Source organism: Parapontixanthobacter aurantiacus (genome assembly GCF_009827635.1).
Classification (GTDB): domain Bacteria; phylum Pseudomonadota; class Alphaproteobacteria; order Sphingomonadales; family Sphingomonadaceae; genus Parapontixanthobacter; species Parapontixanthobacter aurantiacus.
The window spans coordinates 1178490-1200941 of record NZ_WTYW01000001.1 but is presented as its reverse complement, the minus strand read 5'-3'; the positions used below and the strand labels follow the sequence as shown (position 1 = coordinate 1200941).

The window sequence follows — 22452 nt, the reverse complement described above, 5'->3', positions numbered from 1 at the left end:
CTGGATCAGTCCTAAAGATGGAGGCGTGTTATGGCTTCGGCGAAATTGAAACTGGTCGAGGATAAGGAAGTGAACGTGGATCGTCAGAAGGCATTGGACGCAGCACTCGCGCAGATCGATCGTGCATTCGGAAAAGGCTCGGCAATGAAGCTGGGCAGTCGGGAAGCGATGAATGTCGAGTCGATATCGACGGGTTCGCTTGGCCTGGACATCGCGCTTGGTATTGGCGGCTTGCCGAAGGGGCGCGTCATCGAAGTCTATGGACCGGAAAGTTCGGGCAAGACCACGCTTGCGCTGCACGTCATTGCAGAAGCGCAAAAAGCGGGCGGAACGGCGGCGTTCGTGGATGCAGAGCACGCCCTTGATCCCGTTTACGCACGCAAACTGGGCGTCGATATCGACGAACTGATCGTCTCTCAGCCCGACACCGGCGAGCAGGCGCTTGAGATTACGGACACCCTCGTACGTTCTAATGCGATCGACGTGCTCGTCGTGGACTCCGTTGCCGCACTTGTTCCGCGGGCGGAAATCGAGGGCGAGATGGGTGACAGCCATGTTGGCCTGCAGGCACGGCTCATGTCGCAGTCGCTCAGGAAGCTGACCGGTTCGATCAATCGTTCGAAATGCATGGTCATCTTCATCAACCAATTGCGTATGAAGATTGGCGTCATGTACGGTAACCCGGAGACGACCACTGGCGGGAACGCGCTGAAGTTCTACGCGTCCGTGCGGCTCGATATTCGGCGTACCGGACAGATCAAGGATCGCGACGAAGTCGTCGGCAACTCGACCCGCGTTAAGGTCGTCAAGAACAAGGTTGCGCCGCCTTTCAAGCAGGTCGAATTCGACATCATGTATGGCGAGGGCATTTCGAAGATCGGTGAAATCCTGGATTTGGGCGTGAAGGCCGGCTTGGTCGAAAAGTCGGGCTCTTGGTTCAGCTATGACAGCATTCGCATCGGACAGGGCCGGGAGAACGCGAAGAACTATCTCAAGGAAAACCCCGAGGTTTGCGACAAGCTCGAGGCGGCCATTCGCGGGAAGACGGACGAAGTGGCAGAAGAGATGATGACTGGACCTGACGCCGAAGAATAAGTGAGCGGCGCGAGTTATTCGTCGCGCTCCACATAAGGAAAGCGAAAATCGGGCGAAGCCAACCTAGGCTTTGCCCGATTTTCATTTGTGCTAGGAGTTTCTGCCTTATGGCAACCGAGGTCGACCATCTCAGCCGCGGGTTGCTACCGAACCGGTTTGAAATAGCGGAAAATTCTTATGGCAATCGTAGTCCATCACCTGAACAGTAGTCGTTCGCAGCGCGTACTCTGGTTGCTCGAGGAACTCGAACAACCCTACGAAGTGATCCATTATCAGCGGGATAGCGATACCAATCTGGCGCCGCCTGAACTGAAGAATGCTCATCCGCTCGGCAAGTCGCCGGTCATTGAGGATGACGGACGCGTGATTTCCGAAAGCGGAGCCATTATTCAATATCTCTGCGAACGTCATGGCGGATCGGACTGGTTGCCCCGCGCGGGAACCGACGAATATGTCTCGCATCTCGAATGGATGCAATTCGGGGAAAGTTCTTTCTTCGTACCCGTCATGCTGAAACTTTTCCTCGCTAGATTGGGCGAAGCGGCAGCACCCGTTCAGCCGCGCATCGACGAGCAACTGAGCGCGCATATCGACTTCATGGAATCGGGGATTGGCGACAATCTTCATTTTGTCGGCGACGGTTGGACTGCCGCCGATGTGCTGATGAGCTTCCCCGCCGAAATTGCGCTATTACAGGGCTATGGGGAGGGGCATCCGAAGATTTCGCGCTTCGTCGAGAAAGTTCATTCGCGCCCAGCGTGGCAGAGAGCGAGAAAAAAGGGCGGCGCGTATTTCGTCTGGTGATCGAGACGTAAAAGGACGCCTCATTGCGGCAAGAGCGTTCATCGCCTCTTGTCGATACATTGACGAGTGCGTAATTCGCACCGCATGACTTCGACGAACGATATACGGCGATCCTTTCTGGATTTTTTTGCCGCCGCCGACCATCAACCGATCCCCTCGGCACCACTCGTGCCTTTCAACGATCCGACGCTCATGTTCGTGAACGCCGGAATGGTTCCGTTCAAAAACGCCTTCACGGGCCTAGAATCACCGCCTTCGCCGCGTGCGACGAGCAGTCAGAAATGCGTTCGCGCAGGCGGCAAGCACAACGATCTCGATAATGTCGGCTATACCGCGCGCCATCATACATTCTTCGAAATGCTCGGCAATTTCTCCTTCGGCGACTACTTCAAGTCTCAGGCAATCGAACATGCCTGGACGTTGCTGACGAAGGAATGGGAGTTGCCAACCGAGCGGCTGACGGTAACGGTCTATCACGACGATGACGAAGCGTTCGATCTGTGGCGCAAAATTTCTGGCCTTCCCGAAGAGCGCATAATCCGCATCGCGTCGAACGATAACTTCTGGTCGATGGGCGATACCGGCCCGTGTGGGCCATGCAGCGAAATATTCTACGACCATGGCGACCACATTGCCGGTGGTCCTCCGGGTAGTCCGGACGAGGACGGCGACCGGTTCGTCGAGATCTGGAACCTCGTCTTCATGCAATACGAACAGCGCGAAGACGGAAACCGCGTGGCGCTTCCCAAACCGTCAATCGATACGGGCATGGGGCTCGAGCGCATTGCCGCCGTCATGCAGGGGGTTCACAACAATTACGACACGGATACCTTCAAAGCGCTGATTTCCGCTGCCGAAACATTCACCGGAAAGAGCAAGGGCGAAACCGAACTTGCGAGCCAGCGCGTCGTTGCGGACCATCTGCGTTCCGTCAGTTTCCTGCTGGCGGACGGCGTCCTTCCTTCCAATGAGGGGCGTGGCTACGTTCTGCGCCGGATCATGCGACGAGCCATGCGCCATGCGCACCTGCTTGGAGCGGAAGAGCCCTTGCTTCATCGGCTCGTTCCCGCGCTGGTCACTGAAATGGGTCAGGCCTATCCGGAACTGGTACGCGGTCAGGCTTTAGTTGAAGATGTGCTGAAGCGTGAGGAAGTCCAGTTCCGCCGAACGCTCGAGAAAGGCTTACGCCTGCTCGAAGACGAGGTTGCTGGTCTGGCACCTGGCGAAAAGCTTTCCGGTACGGCAGCTTTCAAGTTGTACGATACTTACGGTTTTCCGATCGACCTTACTGAAGATGCGTTGCGTATGCGCGATCTGTCAGTCGATCTTGCCGGCTTCGATGCTGCAATGGCCGAACAGAAGGCCGCCGCGCGGGCGGCGTGGAAGGGTTCGGGCGAGGCAGCATCCGAGGATGTCTGGTTCGATATCTTCGAACGGTGCGGATCGACCGAATTCACCGGCTATTCGTCGACGAAAGGTGAAGCGCAAATCGTGGCAATCCTTCGCGACGGAGAGGAAGTGGCCGAGGCGTCGGACGGCGAAAGCGTGTTGATCGTCACGAACCAGACGCCTTTCTATGGGGAAAGTGGCGGTCAGGCCGGCGACAGCGGAAGCATTTCGACGGCTTCCGGCATGAACGGAAAAGTGACGGACACGACGAAGCCGCTCGGCAAGTTGCATGCGCACCAAGTAGAGATTAAGCGCGGTTCGGTGGCGACGGGGGATGTCGTTCATCTCCAAATCGACGCCGAGCGACGCGACCGGGTTCGCGCCAACCATTCGGCGACGCATCTGCTTCATGCAGCATTGCGCCACCGTCTGGGCGAACACGTTACCCAAAAAGGCTCTCTCGTTTCCGAGGACAAGCTACGCTTCGATTTTTCGCATCCTGATCCGCTCAGCGCCGAAGAGATTGCCGATGTCGAAGCCGAGATAAACTCCGAGATCCGCGCGAATGAAACCGTCGGGACGGGCCTGATGACGCCCGACGATGCGATCGCGGCCGGGGCACTCGCCTTGTTCGGCGAGAAATACAGCGATGAAGTGCGCGTCCTGTCCATGGGGCGTAAGAAAGATGCGGAACGCCATTATTCCGTCGAACTGTGCGGTGGTACCCATGTCGAGGCTACCGGCGATATCGGCATCTTCCGGATCATCTCAGAGAGTGCCGTATCCTCGGGCGTGCGGCGCATCGAGGCCCTTACCGGCGAAGCAGCGCGTTTGTGGCTCGTCGAACGCGAAGAGATTTTGCGGTCTGTCGCAGCGATCGTCAAAAGCTCTCCCGACGAAGTTAATGAGCGTGTGCGCAGTCTAGCCGAAGAACGCCGCGCTCTCGAAAAGGAACTGGCCGAGGCGAAGCGGAAGCTGGCACTATCGGGCGATGGTTCGGGGGCGCAAACGGCAAGCTCCGATGAAAAGATCGGCGATCTGAACTTTGTCGGACGCGTTCTGAACGATCTGCCAGCAAAGGAACTTCGCGGATTGATCGATCAGGAGAAGGCACGGATCGGGTCGGGTGTCGCTGCGGTCATCGCAGTGAATGAAGGCCGCGCCGCAATCGCCGTGGGGGTGACCGACGATCTCGTTTCGCGGTTCGACGCGGTCGCGCTGTTGCGCAGCGCCGTCGAAATTCTTGGCGGCAAGGGCGGCGGCGGACGGCCCGACATGGCGCAGGGCGGCGGACCGGACGGCGACAAGGCAGATGCTGCGCTCGACGCCGTCCGTCAGGCCTTGCAGAAGGAAGACGCCTAAACGATGCCTTCCGGATCGGCGCTTTACGCCCCTGGCGTTTCCTTCGTCTGACCGCTGCTTCCCCGCGGCACGTCGTTTCCTCCGGTATCGCCCGGCTGCTCTCGATGCTGCGTGGCGTTGTTGCCGTCCTTCAGCGGGCCTTTCACGTTTTGAGGCTTGAACTTCTCGTCATTGGAGGTCGGTTTCGTCGGATCGTTGTTATCGGACATTTGTGTCTCCTTTCGACCCTACCAACGCGTCAGCTAGCTAAGCGGTCCGGTCAGCCCGAACCGCTCGCCGTGGAACTGCGCAGCTTGGGCGTATAGCCGATCTCGCCATCTTCCTTGATCTGCGCACGAAATTCGTCGCGCTTTTCATGGATGGAGGCGATGACCGGGCCCATCGGAACGCCGATATCGACGAGCACGGCTTCCGATAGTTGAAGCGAGCTTTCGAGCGTCTCGGGAACGGCGTGGCTCGCACCGCTGCGATAGAGTTCTGCTGCGTGTTTCGCATCGCGAGCGCGGGCGATGATCGGCAAGTCGGGATAGGACTTGCGCAGTTTCGAAACCAGGCGCTGTGCGAGTACGGGTTCGTCCATCGTGAGGATGACCGCGAGCGACTGTCCGATGCCGAGGCGATCGAGCGCATCGCGCCGTCCCGCATCCCCGAACACCGCGCGATATCCCTGTCGCTTCGCTTCGTCGATCAGATCGGCGTTGGAATCGATCGCAACATAGGGCTTGTCGTGGCGGGCAAGCATGTCGGCCACCAGCCTGCCGACGCGACCGGCTCCGACGATCACGACGAGCGGCGTTCCCGGGTCCGTCTCAGGCAGTTCGGGTATGGGTTCGACCCTGCGTCCGATCGAACGTCCGAGGCGCGCGAGAAGGGGCGTGATGGTCAGGCCGATAGCAGTGACGATCTGCCAGAATTGTGCCGTGCCTGGCTGGATGAGCAAGGCAGCGCTCGCCGCCGAAAGGACGATCAGCGTCGTCTCCGAAGGGCTGGCCATGAGTATCCCCGTTTCCGTCGCCGTGCTTCGCCGCGCACCCATCAATCGCAGGAGAAGGCCTGTCACCAGCGCCTTGAACGTCAGCACCATGACGACAGCAAGCATGATCGTGCCAAGATTGTCCCAGATGGTGAGGAGGTCGATGCTCATACCCACCGTGATGAGGAAGACCCCGAGCGCCAGTCCCTTGAACGGCTCCATGATGGACTCGATCTCGCCGTGATATTCGGTTTCCGCGATCAGTAGTCCGGCGATCAGCGCGCCGACGATCGGCGAAAGGCCGGTGAGGGCGGTGGCGAGGCTGGCTCCGATCACCACCAGCAGTGTCGCGGCAAGGAACAATTCGGGGCTTTTCGTCCGGGCCGCCTGCGCGAACAGGCGCGGCAGCGCGATGCGTCCGATGACGAGCAGGGCGAGAACGACGAGCCCGCCCTGCCAGAGCGTTTGCATCAGACCCTGCAATCCTTCGCCCTGCGCATAGGGAGCAAGCGCGCCGAGCATGAAGATGATCGGAACGATGGCGATATCCTCGAACAGCAGCATCGACAGCGCTGCCCGGCCGACCGGACTGCTCGTTCCTGAAATCGGCAGCACGATGGCGGTCGAGGACAAAGCGAGCGCGAGGCCCAGACCGAGCGCGCCGGTCCAGTACTGGCCCATCATCGCGAGGAAGATCGCGATGAGGCTGCCGATGATGAGCAATTCGAGGGCGCCCAGTCCGAAGACAAGCCGACGCATCTGCCACAATCTGTTGAACGACAATTCGAGCCCGATCCCGAACAGGAGCAGGATTATCCCGAACTCGGCAAAGGGCGCGAGCGCCTCCGGATCGGATATCGTGACATGGGTAAGCCACGGGACGTCGTAAACGAGCTTGCCCAGACCGAACGGCCCGACAAGCACGCCGATGAGGATGAAGCCGATGACGGGCGTGATGCGGAAACGCGTGAAGACGGGAATGACGATGCCGGCTGCGCCGAGGATCACCAGCCCGTCCGAAAGCATCGGGGAAAGGGAAAGTTCGCCGGCCATGCTAGGCGTTGCCGCCTCTCGCCCAAACGGAGGGAATGCGCGATTCCGCTCGCGCAAATCCTACGCGATGGAACACATGGAACACTGTCCTGGGGTTAGAAAAGGAACCCCCGGCAAAGCCGGGCAGCTGCGCGCTCGCCGACCACCCCTCGCTTGGCCAAACCCCGTTTTCGTTGGATCGCGTCATCGCGCGCGACGATAGCGAACAAGCACCAAGTAGGGAATGCCGGATCACCCGCCGCCGGGCGATGGTTTGCCGAGCGGTTCGCGGCGCGGTCGGGGCTTGCCTTCATGCGCTCCGGCTTCGTCCCATTCGATGCGATAGAGGTCGAAGCGGCGATCCGCGAGATTACGAACCGTTCCCTCGGCGCGCGCCCAGCTCAGATCGGCAAGGTTGATGTCGCTGATCGTCAGCGTCTCGACGTTCTCGCTTGCCTCTGCGGCGATCCCGTCGCGCGCGAAGGGAAAGTCGCAGGGCGTTAAGATGCAGCTTTGCGCATACTGGATATCCATATTGGCAACGTTCGGCAGATTGCCGACATTGCCCGACAGGACGACAAAGCACTGGTTCTCGATCGCGCGTGCCTGACCGCAATAGCGCACCCGCAGATAGCCTTGGCGGCTGTCGGTGCAGAAAGGCACGAAGATGATGCGCGCGCCTTCATCGGCAAGGCGCCGCGCAAGTTCGGGAAATTCGCTATCGTAACAGATGAGCACGCCGATCGGGCCGCAATCGGTCGGAATGACGTCGATGCTGTCGCCGCCTTTGATGTTCCACCAGTACCGCTCGTTCGGCGTCGGGTGAATCTTCTCCTGCGCGTGGATCGACCCGTCGCGCAGGCACACATAGGCGATGTTGTGAATGTCGCCGTCTTCTAGCCGGGTCGGATGAGAGCCGCCGATGATGTTGATGTTGTAGCGCATTGCCATGTCCGACAACGCTTCCTGGATGCGCGGCGTATAGTCGGACAGCTTGGCGATCGCCTCGACCGGCGACAATTCCTTCTCTTCGAAGGACAGCAGCATCAGGGTGAAGAGTTCGGGGAAGGTGATGAAATCGGCTTCGTAATCCGCCGCCACATCGACGAAATACTCGATCGCGCGCATGAATTCCTCGAAATCCGCAACTGCGCGCGCCTGCAACTGGCAGGTCGCGACGCGCACGGACTCGACGCCGCGCGGCAGGCGCTTCTTCACCGGCTGGTCGCGATCGACATAGGGATTGCGCCAGACCATCATGATGGCGTTGCCGGCGGATCGCTTGTCCTCGGGCAGGTAATTTTCCATCACCCGCTCGGGCTCGAACCCGTTGGCGAGCTGAAAGCGCAGGACCGGGTCGTGGACCTTGCCCGCGATGACGAGATCGAGATATTCCTGCGGCGTTTCGGCGCGGTTGTTCTTGCGCCGCCGTGCCCGTGCAAAACCCGGCATCCGGCCGCCGAAGACGATCCCGGTCAGGTCACGTTCCTCGGCCAGCGCGCGCCGTTCCTCGTAAAGCCTGCGTCCGATGCGCACGCCGCGCACCTTTGGGTCGACGCACATCTCGTAACCGTAGAGCCAGTCGCCGGTCGGATCGTGGCGGCTGCCGAACCCGTTGCCGGTAATCTCGTCCCAGTCATGCGGGGCGAAAGCGACGGCTTCTGCCAGCTGCATGGTTGCGCAGTAGCCTACGATCGTATCGTCGAGCAGCGCGACGAAGCAGCCTTCCGGAAAATTGTTGATCTGCCCCCGGATTTCGCCCTGCGTATAGGCTGGCAGATCGTCATAGGCACGCGCGACGAGCGCGGAGATCCCCCGCACGTCGCGCGTTCTCGCCTGTCTGATCTCCAGGCGGCGCTCGCCCATGCGCTCTCCGTCCTTCTTGCGGGAAGGACGCTTGGCGGGTGTGGGCGAACCTCCGCTCTTCGGCTTCTTCGCCATAGGGTCGGTCCGTTGCCTAGCGGAAAAGGGTGAAGATCAGGCCGCGCCCATCTTCGCTTCGAGATTGTTGACGATCGCTTCGAAGAACTGCTCGGTCGTGAGCCAGTTCTGCTCCGGTCCGATCAGTAGTGCCAAATCCTTGGTCATCTGGCCTTTCTCGACCGTCTCGATGCAGACCTGCTCCAGCGTTTCGGCGAACTTCACCACTTCCGGCGTATCGTCGAACTTGCCGCGATACATGAGGCCACGCGTCCAGGCGAAAATCGAGGCGATCGGATTGGTGCTGGTCGCCTTGCCCTGCTGGTGCTGGCGGTAATGACGCGTCACCGTGCCATGTGCGGCTTCTGCCTCGACCGTCTTGCCGTCCGGCGTCATCAGCACGCTGGTCATCAGGCCGAGCGAGCCGAAGCCTTGCGCGACGGTGTCGGACTGGACGTCGCCGTCGTAATTCTTGCAAGCCCAGACGAACTTGCCGTTCCACTTGAGGGCGGAAGCGACCATGTCGTCGATCAGGCGATGTTCGTAGGTGATGCCGGCCTTGTCGAACTTGTCCTTGAACTCGTTCTCGAACACTTCTTCAAACAGGTCCTTGAAGCGGCCATCATACTTCTTGAGGATCGTGTTCTTGGTCGAGAGATAAACCGGCCAACCGCGGTCGAGACCGTAATACATCGACGCGCGGGCGAAGTCGCGGATCGACTCGTCGAGGTTGTACATAGCCATCGCGACGCCGCTGCTCTGGAATTCGAAGACGTCGAGGTCGATTTTCTCGCCATCCTCGCCTTCGAAGACGAGGCGCAGCTTGCCGGCGCCCGGAATGAGGGTGTCCTTCGCGCGATACTGGTCGCCGAATGCGTGACGTCCGACGACGATCGGATCGGTCCAGCCCGGCACAAGGCGCGGGACATTGTCGATAACGATGGGCTCGCGGAAGACGACGCCGCCCAGGATGTTGCGGATCGTGCCGTTGGGCGAGACCCACATCTTCTTGAGGTCGAATTCCTCGACGCGCGCCTCATCGGGCGTGATCGTCGCGCATTTAACACCGACGCCATGCTCCTTGATCGCATTGGCGGCATCGACGGTGATCTGGTCGTCCGTCTCATCGCGCTTTTCGATGGAAAGATCGTAATATTTCAGGTCAACATCGAGATAGGGCAGGATCAGCCGTTCGCGGATCCATTGCCAGATAATCCGCGTCATTTCGTCGCCGTCGAGTTCGACAATGGGGTTCTTGACCTGAATCTTTGCCATAATCTTTCTGCAATCCAATCGGTTGTGACGGGGGAATGTCTCGTTGCTGCGCGCTTTAGCAGAGGGGCGGCAGGGCGCAAGGCGGGGCGGCCCAGAGCGAGCGAAAGGGCGCTATCGTTTGCGGAACTGCCGGGAAAGGGAACGAATGGTGGGCGTAGGAAGAGTTGAACTTCCGACCCCTGCGATGTCAACACAGTGCTCTACCACTGAGCTATACGCCCACGCTTCGTCCGCGCCGATGGCCGATCCCCGTGGGGGCGACTATCGGTGAGAGGCGCGCATTTAACGGGCGGCTCGGTGGAGCGCAAGCCCTATCGTCACGCCGCCGAAGTTATCTCTCGCGAATCGCGTATCAGAGGGACGCCTGCGCCTTGTCGTCCAGCACGCGCTCCACCTCGAGCACGAGGTCGCGCAGGTGAAAGGGCTTCGACAAAACCTTCGCCTCGGGCTGTTCGCGACTGGCCTTGAGCGTCACCGCAGCAAAGCCGGTGATGAACATGACCTTCGTATGCGGACTGACTTCGTTGCATCGCTGCGCAAGTTCGATCCCGTCCATTTCCGGCATGACGATGTCCGACAGCAGGAGATCGAAACTCTGCGTCTCGAGGAGCGGCACGGCAGCGGTTCCGCGATCGACCGACTGCACTTCGTAACCGGCCTTCTCGAGCGCACGTTCGAGATAGACCCGCATCGCCGCATCGTCTTCGGCCAACAGGATGGATGGTTTCGCGCTGTTCGTCATGTCGTCGCCTTAGCTCGAATTCTTTAAGAAAGCTTTGGTTCGTCGCGGTAGCTTTTCGGTAAAGGCCCGCTCCCTTGCATCCGATGGCGAGGGACCGTTTTCCGCAAATCCGCTCGGTTCACGCGAATGGTTTACAGCGACGACAGCTTGTTGGCGAGCCTCCGCTCGTCGCTCAGCCTTTGACACGGAGCGCGTTTGCGCTCAGCAGCATGGTCATGAGCGGCAGACAGCTACCAGACGAACCCCGAGAAGCCGCGTCGCCTTTCCGCTTCTTTTTGCCGTCTGCGCCATCGGTGCCGGTCGTGATCGCCGCACCGCATGGCGGCCGGGCGTATCCGCAAGAAGTCACGGTTTCGATGCGCGACCCCGATTATGCCAAGTTGCGGCTGGAAGACCGGTTCGTCGACCAGATGGCCCTGGCCATCGCCGAGCGGACGGGGGCTGCCTGGCTGGTTGCCGATGCTCCGCGCGCCATGATCGACCTCAACCGCGCACCGGACGATATCGACTGGGGCATGGTGGCGAATGCCCCGGATGCTGGCCGTGCTGCGAAGGGCACCCAGCGGCGTGCGAAGAACGGGCTGGGGCTCGTGCCGCGACGGCTGGCGGAACATGGCGATATCTGGCGGCAACCATTGGAGCATGGCGAACTCGAACGGCGGATCGCGCAGATACATGCACCCTATCACGAGCGGCTGGACACGATGCTACACGCCGTCGCCGACCTGTGGGGAGCGGTCCTGCTCCTCGATCTGCACTCCATGCCCCCGCTCAAGAGCAGGAGCGGTTCGGGCAGGGCGGCGGAGTTCGTCGTCGGCGACAGGTTTGGGGCATCCTGCGGCCACGCCCTCAGCGCTCTTGCCCTGCGCCATTTCGACATTGCCGGTCGCCCGGTAGCGCATAACCGCCCCTATTCGGGTGGCTATATCCTCGACCGGCACGGAAAGGTCGCGCGGCAGCACCACGCCTTGCAAATCGAGGTTTGCCGGTCGGCCTATCTCGATTCGAGGCACGAAAACACGACGCCGCGGATGGAGCGTATCGTACATCTCTTAAGTGGCTTGGTGCAGACCCTGTCGGCCGAAGTCGCGCAGATCGGCGATCCTTCGCTGCGTCGCCACGCGGCTGAATAATCCTCCCGCAAATCGGGGACCCCGAACGAAAAAACCACCCCGTGCATATCGCACGAGGTGGCCAAGGTTCAGGGAGGTATGTGCTACTCAGAGCACAAGTGCCAGGCCGCTCGAAAGGGGGGATGGCGACCTGACAATCTGGAAATAATACGGGCGCCGAAGCGTTTCAAGAGGCTCCAGACCGGAAAAGATTTTCTTTTCGAACTTATTTTGCGCCGCTTCCGGCAGACCTCAGGAAGGCTGCGGCATCGTCTGGACAGGCACCTTGCCCTGCGCCTGCTGCCGGCCGAAGATGTTGCGCATCAGATCGAGCGAGAACAGGTGAGCGTGGATGAGCGGCAGGAGGCCGTTCTGGTTCCACGTACGCAACTGGTCGCCGCGCAGGTCCCGAAGTTTGTCCTGATTGATCATCTGGAAACCGCGATAGATGAAGGGCTTGTCCGGATTGTCGTTCTGCGACACCGACATCTCACCGTCCATCAGCAACTCGTGCTTCGCGAGTTCTTCCATGAAGGCGCGGGTGCGCTGTCCGGCTTGCTCGAACTGTTCGCAGAACTGCAGGATGCCGTTGGTCGCTTCGCCCGGCTTGCCTTCTTCGTTGAAGAGCGGTTCGCCTTCGCTGAACTCGCCGACGGTGTCCGCCGTCGGGTCGAAGCAAAGCGACAATTCGTCCGAATCCTGCCGCAGCTTCGCGAGCATGAAGGGATAGCGGCGGATATAGGCCGGGACATAAACCGGCTCGTTGATCTTGCCGTTTTCGTCGACGAAGACATTGACCCCTTCGTTGAGGCCCATCAGCGCCAGCGGCAGGGGATTTGCGCCCGAAGAGAAAACGATCGGAAAATTGCGCTGTGCCTGCGGGAATTCGTCGACCGTCAGGGGGATCGCGTGATGACCGGCCAGCCACTTCGCGGAGTCCGTCGCCTTCGCATGATATTTGGAATGATCGCGCGAATTGAGCGGCATCAGATCATTGTAGAACAGGGGTAGGCTGGCTTGCGGCGCGCTGGCCATAGAATTTCTCCGCTGAAAAGTCTTTTTTGAAGCCCGCGATCCCCGTCGATCCGGTCGCGCGCCTGCGTGGCAGTGCCCTTAGGCAAGGCGCCGGGGCGATGCAAGATGCAAGGGCGGGGCGGTGCGCGAGCCCGTTACTTTGGCTGCACGAGTTTCCCCGGATTCATGAGACCATGCGGATCGACCGCCCGCTTGATGCTGCGCATGAGCGACAATGCGGCCGGGTCACGGGTAGCCTCTAGCGTCGACAACTTGTCTTGGCCGATACCGTGTTCGGCGGAGATCGACCCGCCTTTCTCCGATACGTGACGATAAACGAGATCGCTGATCTGTTTGGCAGTCGTATCGTCCCAGTTATTCGGGGCTTCGGCGGGGGCAAGGACGTGAAGATGGATGTTGCCGTCGCCAAGATGACCGAAACCGCGCACTTCGTGATCGGGGAACTGCTCTACGATGGCCCTTTCCAGCTCGCCCAGCGTAGCAGGCATGAGTGCGGGGGCGACGGAGATGTCGTGCTGCACCGCGCGGCCATGCGCGCGTTCGGCAACCGCGATCATCTCGCGCAATTGCCAAAATGTTTCGGCCTGTTTCTCGTTGCTCGCAATGGCCGCATCTTCGAACAGGCCGCGTTCGAGCGCGTCTGCGAGGCAGGCTTCGACCCGTGCCGGCAGCGTCGCGGCGCCTTCGCGATCGGCATCGAATTCCAGGAGGGCATGCCAAGCATGTGTGCCTTCGAGCGGAGGACGGGCGTCAAGATAGGCAAGAACGGTGCGATAGCAGCTATCGGGCAGCACTTCGAATCCCTCGAGCGCTTGGCCCATGGACCGCTCGCAATGCAGCAGCAGCTCGCGCGCCGCCTCAAGGGAATCGAGACCGACCCAGACCACTTGCCGGGCGGCAATCGCCGGGACCAGCGCCAGCACCGCTTTCGTGACGATGCCGAGCGTACCTTCCGAACCGATGAACAGCTGCTTCAGATCGAAGCCGCGATTGTCCTTCTTGAGGGGCGACGTCAGATCGAGCACCGTCCCGTCGGGCAGGACGATTTCCAGCCCCTCGACGAGCGCGCGCATGACGCCATGGCGCAGGACCTGCGTGCCGCCGGCATTGGTCGAAACGAGCCCGCCGACCGTGGCTGAGCCTTTGCCGCCGAGCGACAGGGGAAACCGCAATTCCTCACCCGCCGCCGCCTCGTGCAGGTTCTGCAGGATGACCCCCGCCTCGCAGATTGCCTGTTTCGCCTGCGGATCGATCGTCACATCGTCCATGCGCCGCAGCGAGAGGAGTAGAGCATTACCGGTCTTGTCGGGCGTCGCGCCGCCGACCATGCCGCTGTTTCCTCCTTGCGGAACGACCGGTACGCCTTCCTTTGCACATAGCTGCAAGAGGGCGGAAACTTCCTGCGTCGAGGCGGGCGAGGCAAGGCCGACTGCCCTGCCGGTATAGCGGCCGCGCCAGTCGGTCAGCCATGGGTCCACGGCGGCGGCGTCGCGGGTGAAACCTTTCGGCCCGAGAAGGTCCGCGACCTGGCTTTCGAACGACGGGTTCGGCTTGGAAGAGGTGGCTGCGTTCTCGCGCGAAGCGGGTTCGATACGTTCGGACATGGCTTCATTGTGTCACAATTAAGCCGCCATTCAATATGGTTCGTTAGGGAAGTCCTTGAACACGCGCCGCAAAGCCGAATAGGCTGCCTTACCGAATCGAAGAGGGGGGACGTTCGCTTCGCAATGAATATCGTCGTATCCTTGCTCGCACCGATAGCGCTGCTCGCTCCGTTCCCCCTCGATGGGCTGTCTGGCCCCGGACCATATGACAGCGATGCTCAGACCGTTTCGCACGGCGAGGCAGATGCCAACGAGGACAAAAGGCTTTCGCGGACCGTCCGCAAGATGCCGGACTGGATCGAATTCGCGCCGGCACAGCGGATCGAACCGGCAAGGCAGGTCCGGATCGAAAGGCGCGTCATCATTCGCATTTCGCCGCGCCCCCCTGCCGAGCGGCAACGTCTGCTGCGCGAACTGCCGCGCTCGCAACCCGTGGCGAACTATGTCGAACGAAAGCTGGACGAGTGCCTTTCGACGCAGGGCATCATCGGCGTCCAGCCTTCCGGAGAGCATAGCCTGAGGCTTTTCCTGCGCGATCGCAGAATGATCAATCTGCGCTTGGCGAAAAGCTGTCCGGCGCAGACCTTTTATTCCGGCTTCTATGTGGAGCGTCACGACGACGGCAAGCTCTGCGCTCGCCGCGACCTCTTACATTCCCGATCCGGTACGAAGTGTTCGGTCGCGGCCATGTCTGAACTCGTGCCCGTAACGAAGCGATAGCGCGCGCCTGCTGCCTCGCGGGGGCAGGACGGTAATTCTTGACATTTTCGCCGCTTTGTCGGACTGCCGCGGGCGCGTGATTAGCCGGACCGAAGCGTCCGTGCGATCCTGACAACAATCCTTCGAAAAACTGGAACCGCATGACCTTTGCCGATCTCGGCCTATCGCCTGAACTTTTGAAAGCGGTCGAAGCCGCAGGCTATACCGAGCCGACGCCGATCCAGGCGCAGGCGATACCTGCCGTTCTGATGATGAAGGACGTGCTCGGCATCGCGCAGACGGGGACCGGCAAGACCGCCAGCTTCGTGCTGCCGATGATCGACATTCTGGCTTCGGGGCGGCGTCGCGCGCGTATGCCGCGCTCCCTCATTCTCGAGCCGACCCGCGAACTCGCGGCACAGGTGGCGGACAATTTCGAGAAATACGGCACGAACCACGACCTCAAGATGGCGCTCCTTATCGGCGGAGTTCAGATGGGCGAGCAGGTAAAGGCACTGGACGAGGGCGTCGACGTGCTCATCGCGACGCCGGGCCGGTTGATGGATCTGTTCGAGCGGGGCAAGATCCTGCTGACGGGATGCGAGCTGCTCGTCATCGACGAGGCAGACCGGATGCTCGACATGGGCTTCATTCCGGATATCGAGGCGATCTGTGACAAGCTTCCGCCGCAGCTGCAAACGATGCTGTTCTCGGCAACGATGCCGCCGCCGATCGAGAAGCTGTCGAAGAAATTCATGGACAACCCGAAGCGCATCGAAGTAAGTCGCGCTGCCTCGACCAACGAGAACATCGCTCAGAACAAGCTGCTGGTCTCGCCGCGCAAGAAGAAGGACGCCTTGCGTTATTTCCTCGCGAAGGACGAGATGCAAACGGCGATCGTCTTCGCCAATCGCAAGACGACGGTGCGCGAACTTGCCAAGAGCCTCAACCGCGAGGGTTTCTCGGCGGGTGAAATTCACGGCGACATGGACCAGTCCTCGCGCATCGCTGAACTGAAGCGGTTCAAGGACGGCACGATCAACATTCTTGTCGCCAGCGATGTTGCCGCGCGCGGCCTCGATATCAAGGGCGTCAGCCACGTCTTCAACTACGATACGCCCTGGCACCCTGACGATTACGTCCACCGCATCGGGCGCACCGGGCGGGCGGGCGCGACCGGTCACGCCTATACCTTCGTGACAAAGGAAGATGCCGAGGCGATTGCCAATATCGAGAAGCTGACCAAGAACGAAATTCCGCTCTGGACCGGCGAAGGTGCCGGCGAGGGCGGGTCGAACGATGGCGAGGCGCAAGATGATAGCGGCGAGGCGGCTGACGCGCGGGAGAATAAAGCGCGCCGGTCGCGCTCACGATCGCGCCGGAGCGACGGCGACGAGGGCGGGCATGCGTCGCGCAAACTTCGCGGGGACGACCGTGAGGCAAAAGGAAAAGGCACTTCGCGGAACCGTCGCAATGATAACGGTCGCGATGATGAGCCTCCTGCAAAGCCGGGCGAATGGAACGGTCCGGTGCCCAGTTTCCTCGGCGTTTCTACGACAGACTGAGTGCAGACCTTCAGGTCCGCGCTCCGCAGCCGAACCTTATCAGGCGAGACGGACGAAGCTGTCGATCACGCGTTTAAGGCCGACATCTTCGAATTCGATTTCGAGCTTGTTGCCTTCCTGATCCATCACGACGCCGCTGCCGAACTTGTCGTGAACCACCTGCGCTCCGACCGCGATGTCGGTCCGGGGCCGGGCCGCGAAACTCGCCGCGGACCGCTTGCTTTCCGCAACGCGCTGCTGTCGGGGCTCGTATCCGGTCGCCAGTGCGCGCTGCCAACCAGGACCGCGCGAGGAGGACTTGCCCGGTGCCGCCTGTGCGACATGCGCGAAAGGATCCTCGTTCTCCGTCCAGTTCGCGCGCCATAGCGACGCACCGCCGCTCATCGTCGTCTCGCTTTCGATGTGGTCGTCGGGCAATTCCTCGATGAAGCGGCTGGGAATAGAACTGGTCCACTGACCATAGATGCGGCGGTTCGCGGCATGAAGGATCGTGCAGCGTCGCTTTGCCCGCGTGATCGCGACATAGGCGAGGCGGCGTTCCTCCTCGAGGCTGGCGAGACCGCCCTCGTCGAGTGCGCGCTGCGAAGGGAACACGCCTTCTTCCCAACCGGGCAGGAAGACGTTGTCGAATTCGAGGCCCTTCGCCCCGTGCATCGTCATGATCGTTACCTTCTCGCCCTCGTTCGCCGCGTCATTGTCCATGATGAGGGAAACGTGTTCGAGAAAATCGGTCAGCGTCTCGTATTCTTCCATTGCGCGGGCGAGTTCCGACAAGTTCTCGAGCCGACCGGCGGCTTCGGCGGATCGGTCCTTCTGCAGCATGTCCTCATAGCCGCTTTCGGTGATGACCGTTCGCAACAGATCGGCGGGCGACACGTTTTCCGCCTCTTCTCGCCACTTCGCGAAGTCGCGCAATAATGCGACAAGCGTATTCTCCGCGCGCTTCGGCAGTTCGTCCGTATTGGCAAGATCGAGAGACGCAGCCGCCAGCGGCATCTGCGCGCGGCGGGCATGGCGGCGCATTGCCTCCAGCGTCTTTGCGCCGAGGCCGCGCTTGGGTTGATTGTAGATTCGCTCGAACGCAAGATCGTCCGCAGGTTGCGCGATGACCCGCAAATAGGCGAGTGCGTCCCGGATTTCGGCCCGCTCGTAGAAGCGAAAGCCGCCGATGATGCGATAGGCGATACCGGTCTGGATGAAGCGATCTTCGAACTCGCGCGTTTGGTACTGAGCGCGAACGAGGATGGCGACCTCGTCCATCGAGGCGCCCTGACCTTCGAGCCGCTCGATCTCTTCGCTGACGCGGCGGGCTTCCTCCGGCCCGTCCCACACACCGACGATGCTCACCTTGTCGCCCTTGGGCAGTTCGGTCCACAACTCCTTGCCCAGCCGCTGGCTGTTCGCGTCGATTAAGCCGGATGCCGCCGCAAGGATTTGCGGGGTCGAACGATAATTCTGTTCGAGCTTGATGACTTTCGCGCCCGAAAAATCCCTCTCGAAACGGAGGATATTGGCGACTTCCGCGCCGCGCCAGCTGTAGATCGACTGGTCGTCATCGCCCACAACGCAAATATTGCGGCGATGCTGCGCGAGGAGCCGGAGCCAGAGATACTGGACCTGGTTGGTGTCCTGATATTCGTCGACGAGGATGTATTTGAACCGCTGGTGGTATTGCGCGAGCACCTCTGGCTCGGTGCGGAAAATGTTGAGCATGTGCAGCAGCAGATCGCCGAAATCGCACGCATTCAGCTCCTTCAGACGATCCTGATACAGGCCATAGAATTTCGCGCCCTGGCCGTTCGCATAGGCCTCGTTCTCGCCCGCATCGAGATCGCCGGGATTGAGCCCGCGGTTCTTCCACCTGTCGATAAGACCCGCCAACTGCCGCGCGGGGAAGCGCTTTTCGTCCAGTTCGTTCGCCGTGATGAGCTGTTTCAAAAGGCGTAGCTGATCGTCGGTGTCGATGATCGTGAAATTGTTCTTCAGTCCGACCAGTTCGGCATGACGGCGCAGCATCTTCGCGCATACGGAGTGGAACGTTCCGAGCCAGGGCATTCCTTCTACGGCCGGACCGACATGACGGCCCACGCGCTCCCGCATCTCGCGCGCCGCCTTGTTCGTGAAGGTGACGCAGAGAATTTCGCTGGGCCACGCAAGGCGCATGGCGATCAGATGAGCGAGGCGAGCGGTAAGGGCGGCCGTCTTGCCCGTCCCCGCGCCAGCCAGCATGAGGACCGGCCCTTCGGTCGTCAGAACCGCCTCGCGCTGCGGCGGATTGAGCATCCGCGCATAGGCGGGAACGTCGTTCGATGCGGTAGTGTCGGTAGCGGCGGGCAAGTCGGTCATTACCGGTGAACAGTTAGAGAACACCTGCTCCTGCGGCAAGGGCGGTCTGTCGCGATTTCGGAACCCGACGCCCCTGTAATGGTAGAATTGGTGTAATTCCACGATGGAGTAAGCACCAATGAGAAATCTTTTGATGTCAGGCGCCGCAGGACTGGCGCTCGCAATGTTTTCCGCGCCCGCACTCGCCGATCACCATAATGAGGGCGGTCAGGCGATGAACGAGGAAATGGCCGACAGCATGGACGCCTATGAAATGACGACCATGCAGCAGACCGATTACGATAGCTGGAACGCGACGCAGCAATCAACCTACGACAACTGGCCCGGTGGCGTTCAAGAATACTATTTCACGCTAAACGATGACCAGCAGGATGCGTGGTGGATGCTCAATGACGAGCAGCGCGTCCAGGTCTACAATCTCGGCGAAACGCAGCGGACCGCCGCTTGGACCAGCATCATGAATCAGGTCAATGCACGGCAGTCGGGTATGTCCGGAATGAACAATTCGAGCCAAACTGGCATGAACAACGCGAGCCCTACCGGTATGAACAATTCGAGTTCGACCGCCATGATGAGTAACATGGGCAATTCCGGCAATATCCGGTTTGTCCGTAACGAAGAGGTTCAGGCCGCACCCGCCCCGCATAATGGAGAATATCCGATTTGTAATTCGGATATGGATGATAACTGCATGAACCCTTGGGAAGCAGGGAAAAGAGGCCCCGGCGTTGAACAGCCTCTCTCCTATTGGCCGGGACGCCCGGCAAGCGAGATCGACGAACCGCTCCCGGCGACACGACCGAACTGATTGAGATTTTCGGTTTCAGGATAGAGAAACGGCCTCCGACGGGGGCCGTTTTTTTTGTACGAGGGTCGTCACCCCGAAACGCGCAAAAGGGTCAGCTTCGCCTTGCCGACGATCCGTTCGGCTTCGACAGACAAAGACTTAATTTCGACCTCGTCCTGCCGCGCCGTTTCCAACGCGATCCACGTTGCCGATCCGACCCAACCCAGCCGGTCGAGGCGATCGAGAGCGACGTTCCCGGCGCCCGTTCCGTAAGGTGGGTCGAGCAGGATGAGATCATGGGGAACCTTCGCGGGTCCGAGTTGCATGACCGAGCCATGATGGACTTCACAGCGGCTTCGGACTTCGAACTTGGCGATATTGGCGCGAATCGCTTCGACGGCCTGTTTGTCCTCTTCGACGAACAGGCAAGAAGCCGCACCGCGCGACAAGGCCTCCAGCCCCAGAGCACCACTTCCGGCGAAGAGATCGGCGACTGACAATCCTTCGAAACTGCCGATCCGGCTGGCCAGCATGTTGAACAGGGTTTCGCGGGTCCGGTCTGCGGTCGGACGCGTCGTCTCCCCCTTGGGCGAAAGCATCGTGCGTCCGCGCCATTCGCCGCCGATGACGCGCAACGGTTTCGGCTTTGCGGAAGGATTGCGCTTGGTCATGCCCGGCGCGCGTCCCTTGCCAGTTCCTTGCGCAGACGCTCGACCTCGCTCTGCTTGACTTCGACCGCTGCGCCGCGCGGCAGGTCCGCTAGTTCGAAAGCGCCGTAGCGTATCCGCATCAGACGCGACACTTCGAGCCCGAGATGTTCGAGCACGCGCCTGACTTCGCGGTTCTTGCCCTCGGTCAGGGTCAGCTCGATCCATTGGTTGCGGCCAGTCCGCCGTTCCAGATTGGCATCGATCCGCCCGTAGCGCACACCGTCGATCGTTATGCCCTCGATCAGATCTTCGAGTTGCTCCTGTGAGACCTCGCCGAAGGCGCGCGCGCGATACGTCCGCTCGATCTGACTCGAAGGCAGTTCAAGCGCGCGTTTCAGCGCGCCGTCATTGGTCATCAGGAGCAGCCCCTCCGTGTTGAAGTCGAGCCGTCCCACCGGCATGACCCGCGGGGTTCCCTTGGGCAGGGCGTTGCGCAAGGCAGCGTAAATGGTGGGACGCCCGGAAAAGTCGCGCTCCGCGGTCAAAAGGCCCTGCGGCTTGTGAAAGATGAAGAGGCGCGCGGGATCGGGCTTCCCGACAGGCTTGTCATCGACAGTCACGCCCTTGAGATCGCGAACGATCGTCGCCGGTGTGTCGAGCGTCTTTCCGTCAATCGCGACCCTTCCGGCCTCGATCATGCGCTCCACCTCACGGCGGCTGGCGATACCGGCGCGGGCCAGCAGCTTTGCTATCCGGTGCCCTTCGGGCTTCGTGCTCGAAGAATTTGAAGACGTATCGTTTCCGCTCATTACGCGAGCGCACCTAAGCGCCTTCGCCGTTCAGCGCAATGCGGCGATCCGTTCCTGCAGCGTTTCGTGAAACTGGCGGATGCCATCCTCCAGCGTGCCGAGCGTCAGCTGTTCGATGGTCCCGCTTTCGAGGCCCTGCTGCCCCAGTTCGGCAGCGCGGAAATCTTCCGAAGCGAAGACGCCGCCATCGAGCAGCTTCCAGCTTCGCTCCCAATGGTCGCGTGCCTTGTCCGTCTTCGGCTCTTCCGGGATGATCATGAAATCCTCGACCAGCGTCCGGTTGTGCGCTTGAGGCCAGATCGTCATGACGTTCACGTAGTCGGGGCTCGGCACGATGACCGTCGCAGGGACGAGTTGATAGGCGAAGGTGACGGTGCGGCGAAGGGCGTCCATGTCGTCGAGGTCGATCGCTTCCATCTCTTCCATTCGTCCGACCGCGCTGCGGTGATGCGGCCCGACGAGATCGCCCGCAGTTATGCCGTCCTTGAAGAACGGCCCGATGGTCGCACTATGCAACCGCGTCACGTGATAGCTTTCGAGAAACGCATCCATGATGAGTTTCCAGTTCGATGCGACTTCGTGCGTCTTGCGGCGAAAAAGGACACCTTCGTCCATGCCGAATGCCGCGAAGTCAGGCGCGAGTTCGCGAGCATGAGCGAAGTCCGCAGTTTTCGCCGGGCAGAACCAGATGAGGCCGCCCGCTTCCTCACTCGGCAATTCGACAAGACCATATTGTTTCTTGTCGAGGTCGGGAAACGCATCGGTGCGAGGAAGGGCCAGCAATTCTCCGTCCAGTTTGTAGGTCCAGGCGTGGTAGGGACAGACGAGCCGCGCGCTGCATTGCGCTTCACTGCCTTCGACGAGACGCGTTCCGCGGTGCCGGCAGACATTCATGAAAACATGCGCCTTGCCTTGCTTGTCGCGGGTCAGCAGCAGGGGTTTGCCCGTCAAATCGTGCGGCACCGCCATGCCCGGTTCGCCAAGCAGCGCGGCCGGCGCGATGACTTGCGGCATCTTCGCGAATAGGGTCGCTTTTTCCGCCTCGAAATGGGCGGGATCGGTATAGACGCTGGTCGGGACCGAGGACACGGCATCGGAGCGCTTTGCATCGTCCGCGACGATCCGGTCGGCAAGGGCGCGTTGCGCCGCGCTTGCCCGCCGCGGTCTTTCGATGGTTTGGGTGGCATTCATTCCGCTGTTCCTATCCGCATCATGCAGCTAGTGTGACATAAAATTGCGAGGGATGGTAAAGT

18 protein-coding genes and 1 tRNA gene are annotated in these 22452 nt (G+C 60.8%); 7 read left to right on the top strand and 12 right to left on the bottom strand.

The features are described from left to right. Positions 1-30: 30 nt before the first annotated feature. The 3 genes from recA (at position 31) to alaS (ending at position 4650) form a co-directional block, all read left to right on the top strand. Positions 31-1095 (top strand): recombinase RecA, encoded by a 1065-nt coding sequence (gene recA / locus GRI38_RS05805; RefSeq protein ID WP_160681940.1) that lies wholly within the window; start codon positions 31-33, stop codon positions 1093-1095. A 177-nt stretch (positions 1096-1272) separates the two neighbouring features. Further along, positions 1273-1899: a glutathione S-transferase family protein gene (locus GRI38_RS05800; protein WP_160681939.1), complete on the top strand. Its 627-nt coding sequence runs from the start codon at positions 1273-1275 to the stop codon at positions 1897-1899. An 84-nt stretch (positions 1900-1983) separates the two neighbouring features. After that, positions 1984-4650: an alanine--tRNA ligase gene (gene alaS, locus GRI38_RS05795; protein WP_160681938.1), complete on the top strand. Its 2667-nt coding sequence runs from the start codon at positions 1984-1986 to the stop codon at positions 4648-4650. A 23-nt stretch (positions 4651-4673) separates the two neighbouring features. Here the strand turns inward: alaS and GRI38_RS05790 are convergent, their stop codons facing one another. The 6 genes from GRI38_RS05790 to cpdR form a co-directional block, all read right to left on the bottom strand. After that, positions 4674-4859 (bottom strand): hypothetical protein, encoded by a 186-nt coding sequence (locus GRI38_RS05790; RefSeq protein ID WP_160681937.1) that lies wholly within the window; start codon positions 4857-4859, stop codon positions 4674-4676. Between the two features lie 50 nt (positions 4860-4909). Beyond that, positions 4910-6676: a cation:proton antiporter domain-containing protein gene (locus tag GRI38_RS05785; protein ID WP_160681936.1), complete on the bottom strand. Its 1767-nt coding sequence runs from the start codon at positions 6674-6676 to the stop codon at positions 4910-4912. Positions 6677-6907: 231 nt separating this feature from the next. Beyond that, a complete protein-coding gene (locus tag GRI38_RS05780; RefSeq protein WP_160682478.1) occupies positions 6908-8521 on the bottom strand; it encodes a bifunctional GNAT family N-acetyltransferase/carbon-nitrogen hydrolase family protein in 1614 nt (537 codons plus the stop codon). A gap of 111 nt (positions 8522-8632) precedes the next feature. Then, positions 8633-9850 (bottom strand): NADP-dependent isocitrate dehydrogenase, encoded by a 1218-nt coding sequence (locus GRI38_RS05775; protein ID WP_160681935.1) that lies wholly within the window; start codon positions 9848-9850, stop codon positions 8633-8635. Positions 9851-9996: 146 nt separating this feature from the next. Further along, a tRNA-Val gene (locus GRI38_RS05770) sits at positions 9997-10071 on the bottom strand. Positions 10072-10202: 131 nt separating this feature from the next. Beyond that, positions 10203-10592, bottom strand: a complete 390-nt coding sequence (cpdR, locus tag GRI38_RS05765; RefSeq protein WP_160681934.1) for a cell cycle two-component system response regulator CpdR — start codon at positions 10590-10592, stop codon at positions 10203-10205. 302 nt (positions 10593-10894) lie between these two features. On the opposite strand from cpdR, the gene GRI38_RS05760 reads away from it, so the two are divergent. Further along, the gene (locus GRI38_RS05760; protein WP_337191244.1) at positions 10895-11725 is read left to right on the top strand and encodes an N-formylglutamate amidohydrolase; all 831 of its coding nucleotides are present in this window, start codon (positions 10895-10897) and stop codon (positions 11723-11725) included. 231 nt (positions 11726-11956) lie between these two features. Here GRI38_RS05760 and GRI38_RS05755 read toward each other — a convergent pair whose 3' ends face one another. Together GRI38_RS05755 and GRI38_RS05750 are read right to left on the bottom strand one after the other, a co-directional pair. Then, positions 11957-12739, bottom strand: a complete 783-nt coding sequence (locus GRI38_RS05755) for a SapC family protein (RefSeq protein WP_160681932.1) — start codon at positions 12737-12739, stop codon at positions 11957-11959. A gap of 134 nt (positions 12740-12873) precedes the next feature. Next, positions 12874-14343: an FAD-binding oxidoreductase gene (locus GRI38_RS05750; RefSeq protein WP_160681931.1), complete on the bottom strand. Its 1470-nt coding sequence runs from the start codon at positions 14341-14343 to the stop codon at positions 12874-12876. 123 nt (positions 14344-14466) lie between these two features. Here GRI38_RS05750 and GRI38_RS05745 point away from each other — a divergent pair, with 123 nt between their 5' ends. Next, positions 14467-15063 carry a hypothetical protein gene (locus GRI38_RS05745; protein ID WP_160681930.1) on the top strand — a complete coding sequence of 199 codons (597 nt, stop codon included), beginning with the start codon at positions 14467-14469 and terminating at the stop codon, positions 15061-15063. 140 nt (positions 15064-15203) lie between these two features. Then, positions 15204-16607 (top strand): DEAD/DEAH box helicase, encoded by a 1404-nt coding sequence (locus tag GRI38_RS05740; protein WP_160681929.1) that lies wholly within the window; start codon positions 15204-15206, stop codon positions 16605-16607. A 39-nt stretch (positions 16608-16646) separates the two neighbouring features. Here GRI38_RS05740 and GRI38_RS05735 read toward each other — a convergent pair whose 3' ends face one another. Next, on the bottom strand, positions 16647-18890 hold the full coding sequence (locus tag GRI38_RS05735) for an ATP-dependent helicase (RefSeq protein ID WP_419880266.1): 2244 nt from the start codon (positions 18888-18890) through the stop codon (positions 16647-16649). A 196-nt stretch (positions 18891-19086) separates the two neighbouring features. On the opposite strand from GRI38_RS05735, the gene GRI38_RS05730 reads away from it, so the two are divergent. Then, positions 19087-19761, top strand: a complete 675-nt coding sequence (locus GRI38_RS05730) for a hypothetical protein (RefSeq protein WP_160681927.1) — start codon at positions 19087-19089, stop codon at positions 19759-19761. Between the two features lie 68 nt (positions 19762-19829). Here GRI38_RS05730 and rsmD read toward each other — a convergent pair whose 3' ends face one another. The 3 genes from rsmD to GRI38_RS05715 are packed head-to-tail and all read right to left on the bottom strand — an operon-like array spanning position 19830 to position 22390. Beyond that, positions 19830-20411: a 16S rRNA (guanine(966)-N(2))-methyltransferase RsmD gene (rsmD, locus tag GRI38_RS05725; protein ID WP_160681926.1), complete on the bottom strand. Its 582-nt coding sequence runs from the start codon at positions 20409-20411 to the stop codon at positions 19830-19832. Continuing rightward, positions 20408-21199, bottom strand: coding sequence for a pseudouridine synthase (locus tag GRI38_RS05720; RefSeq protein WP_160681925.1), 792 nt, complete (start codon positions 21197-21199; stop codon positions 20408-20410). Before GRI38_RS05720 ends, rsmD begins: the two co-directional genes overlap by 4 nt. Before the next feature lie 30 nt (positions 21200-21229). Next, positions 21230-22390, bottom strand: a complete 1161-nt coding sequence (locus GRI38_RS05715; RefSeq protein WP_160681924.1) for an aromatic ring-hydroxylating oxygenase subunit alpha — start codon at positions 22388-22390, stop codon at positions 21230-21232. Between the last annotated feature and the right edge of the window lie 62 nt (positions 22391-22452).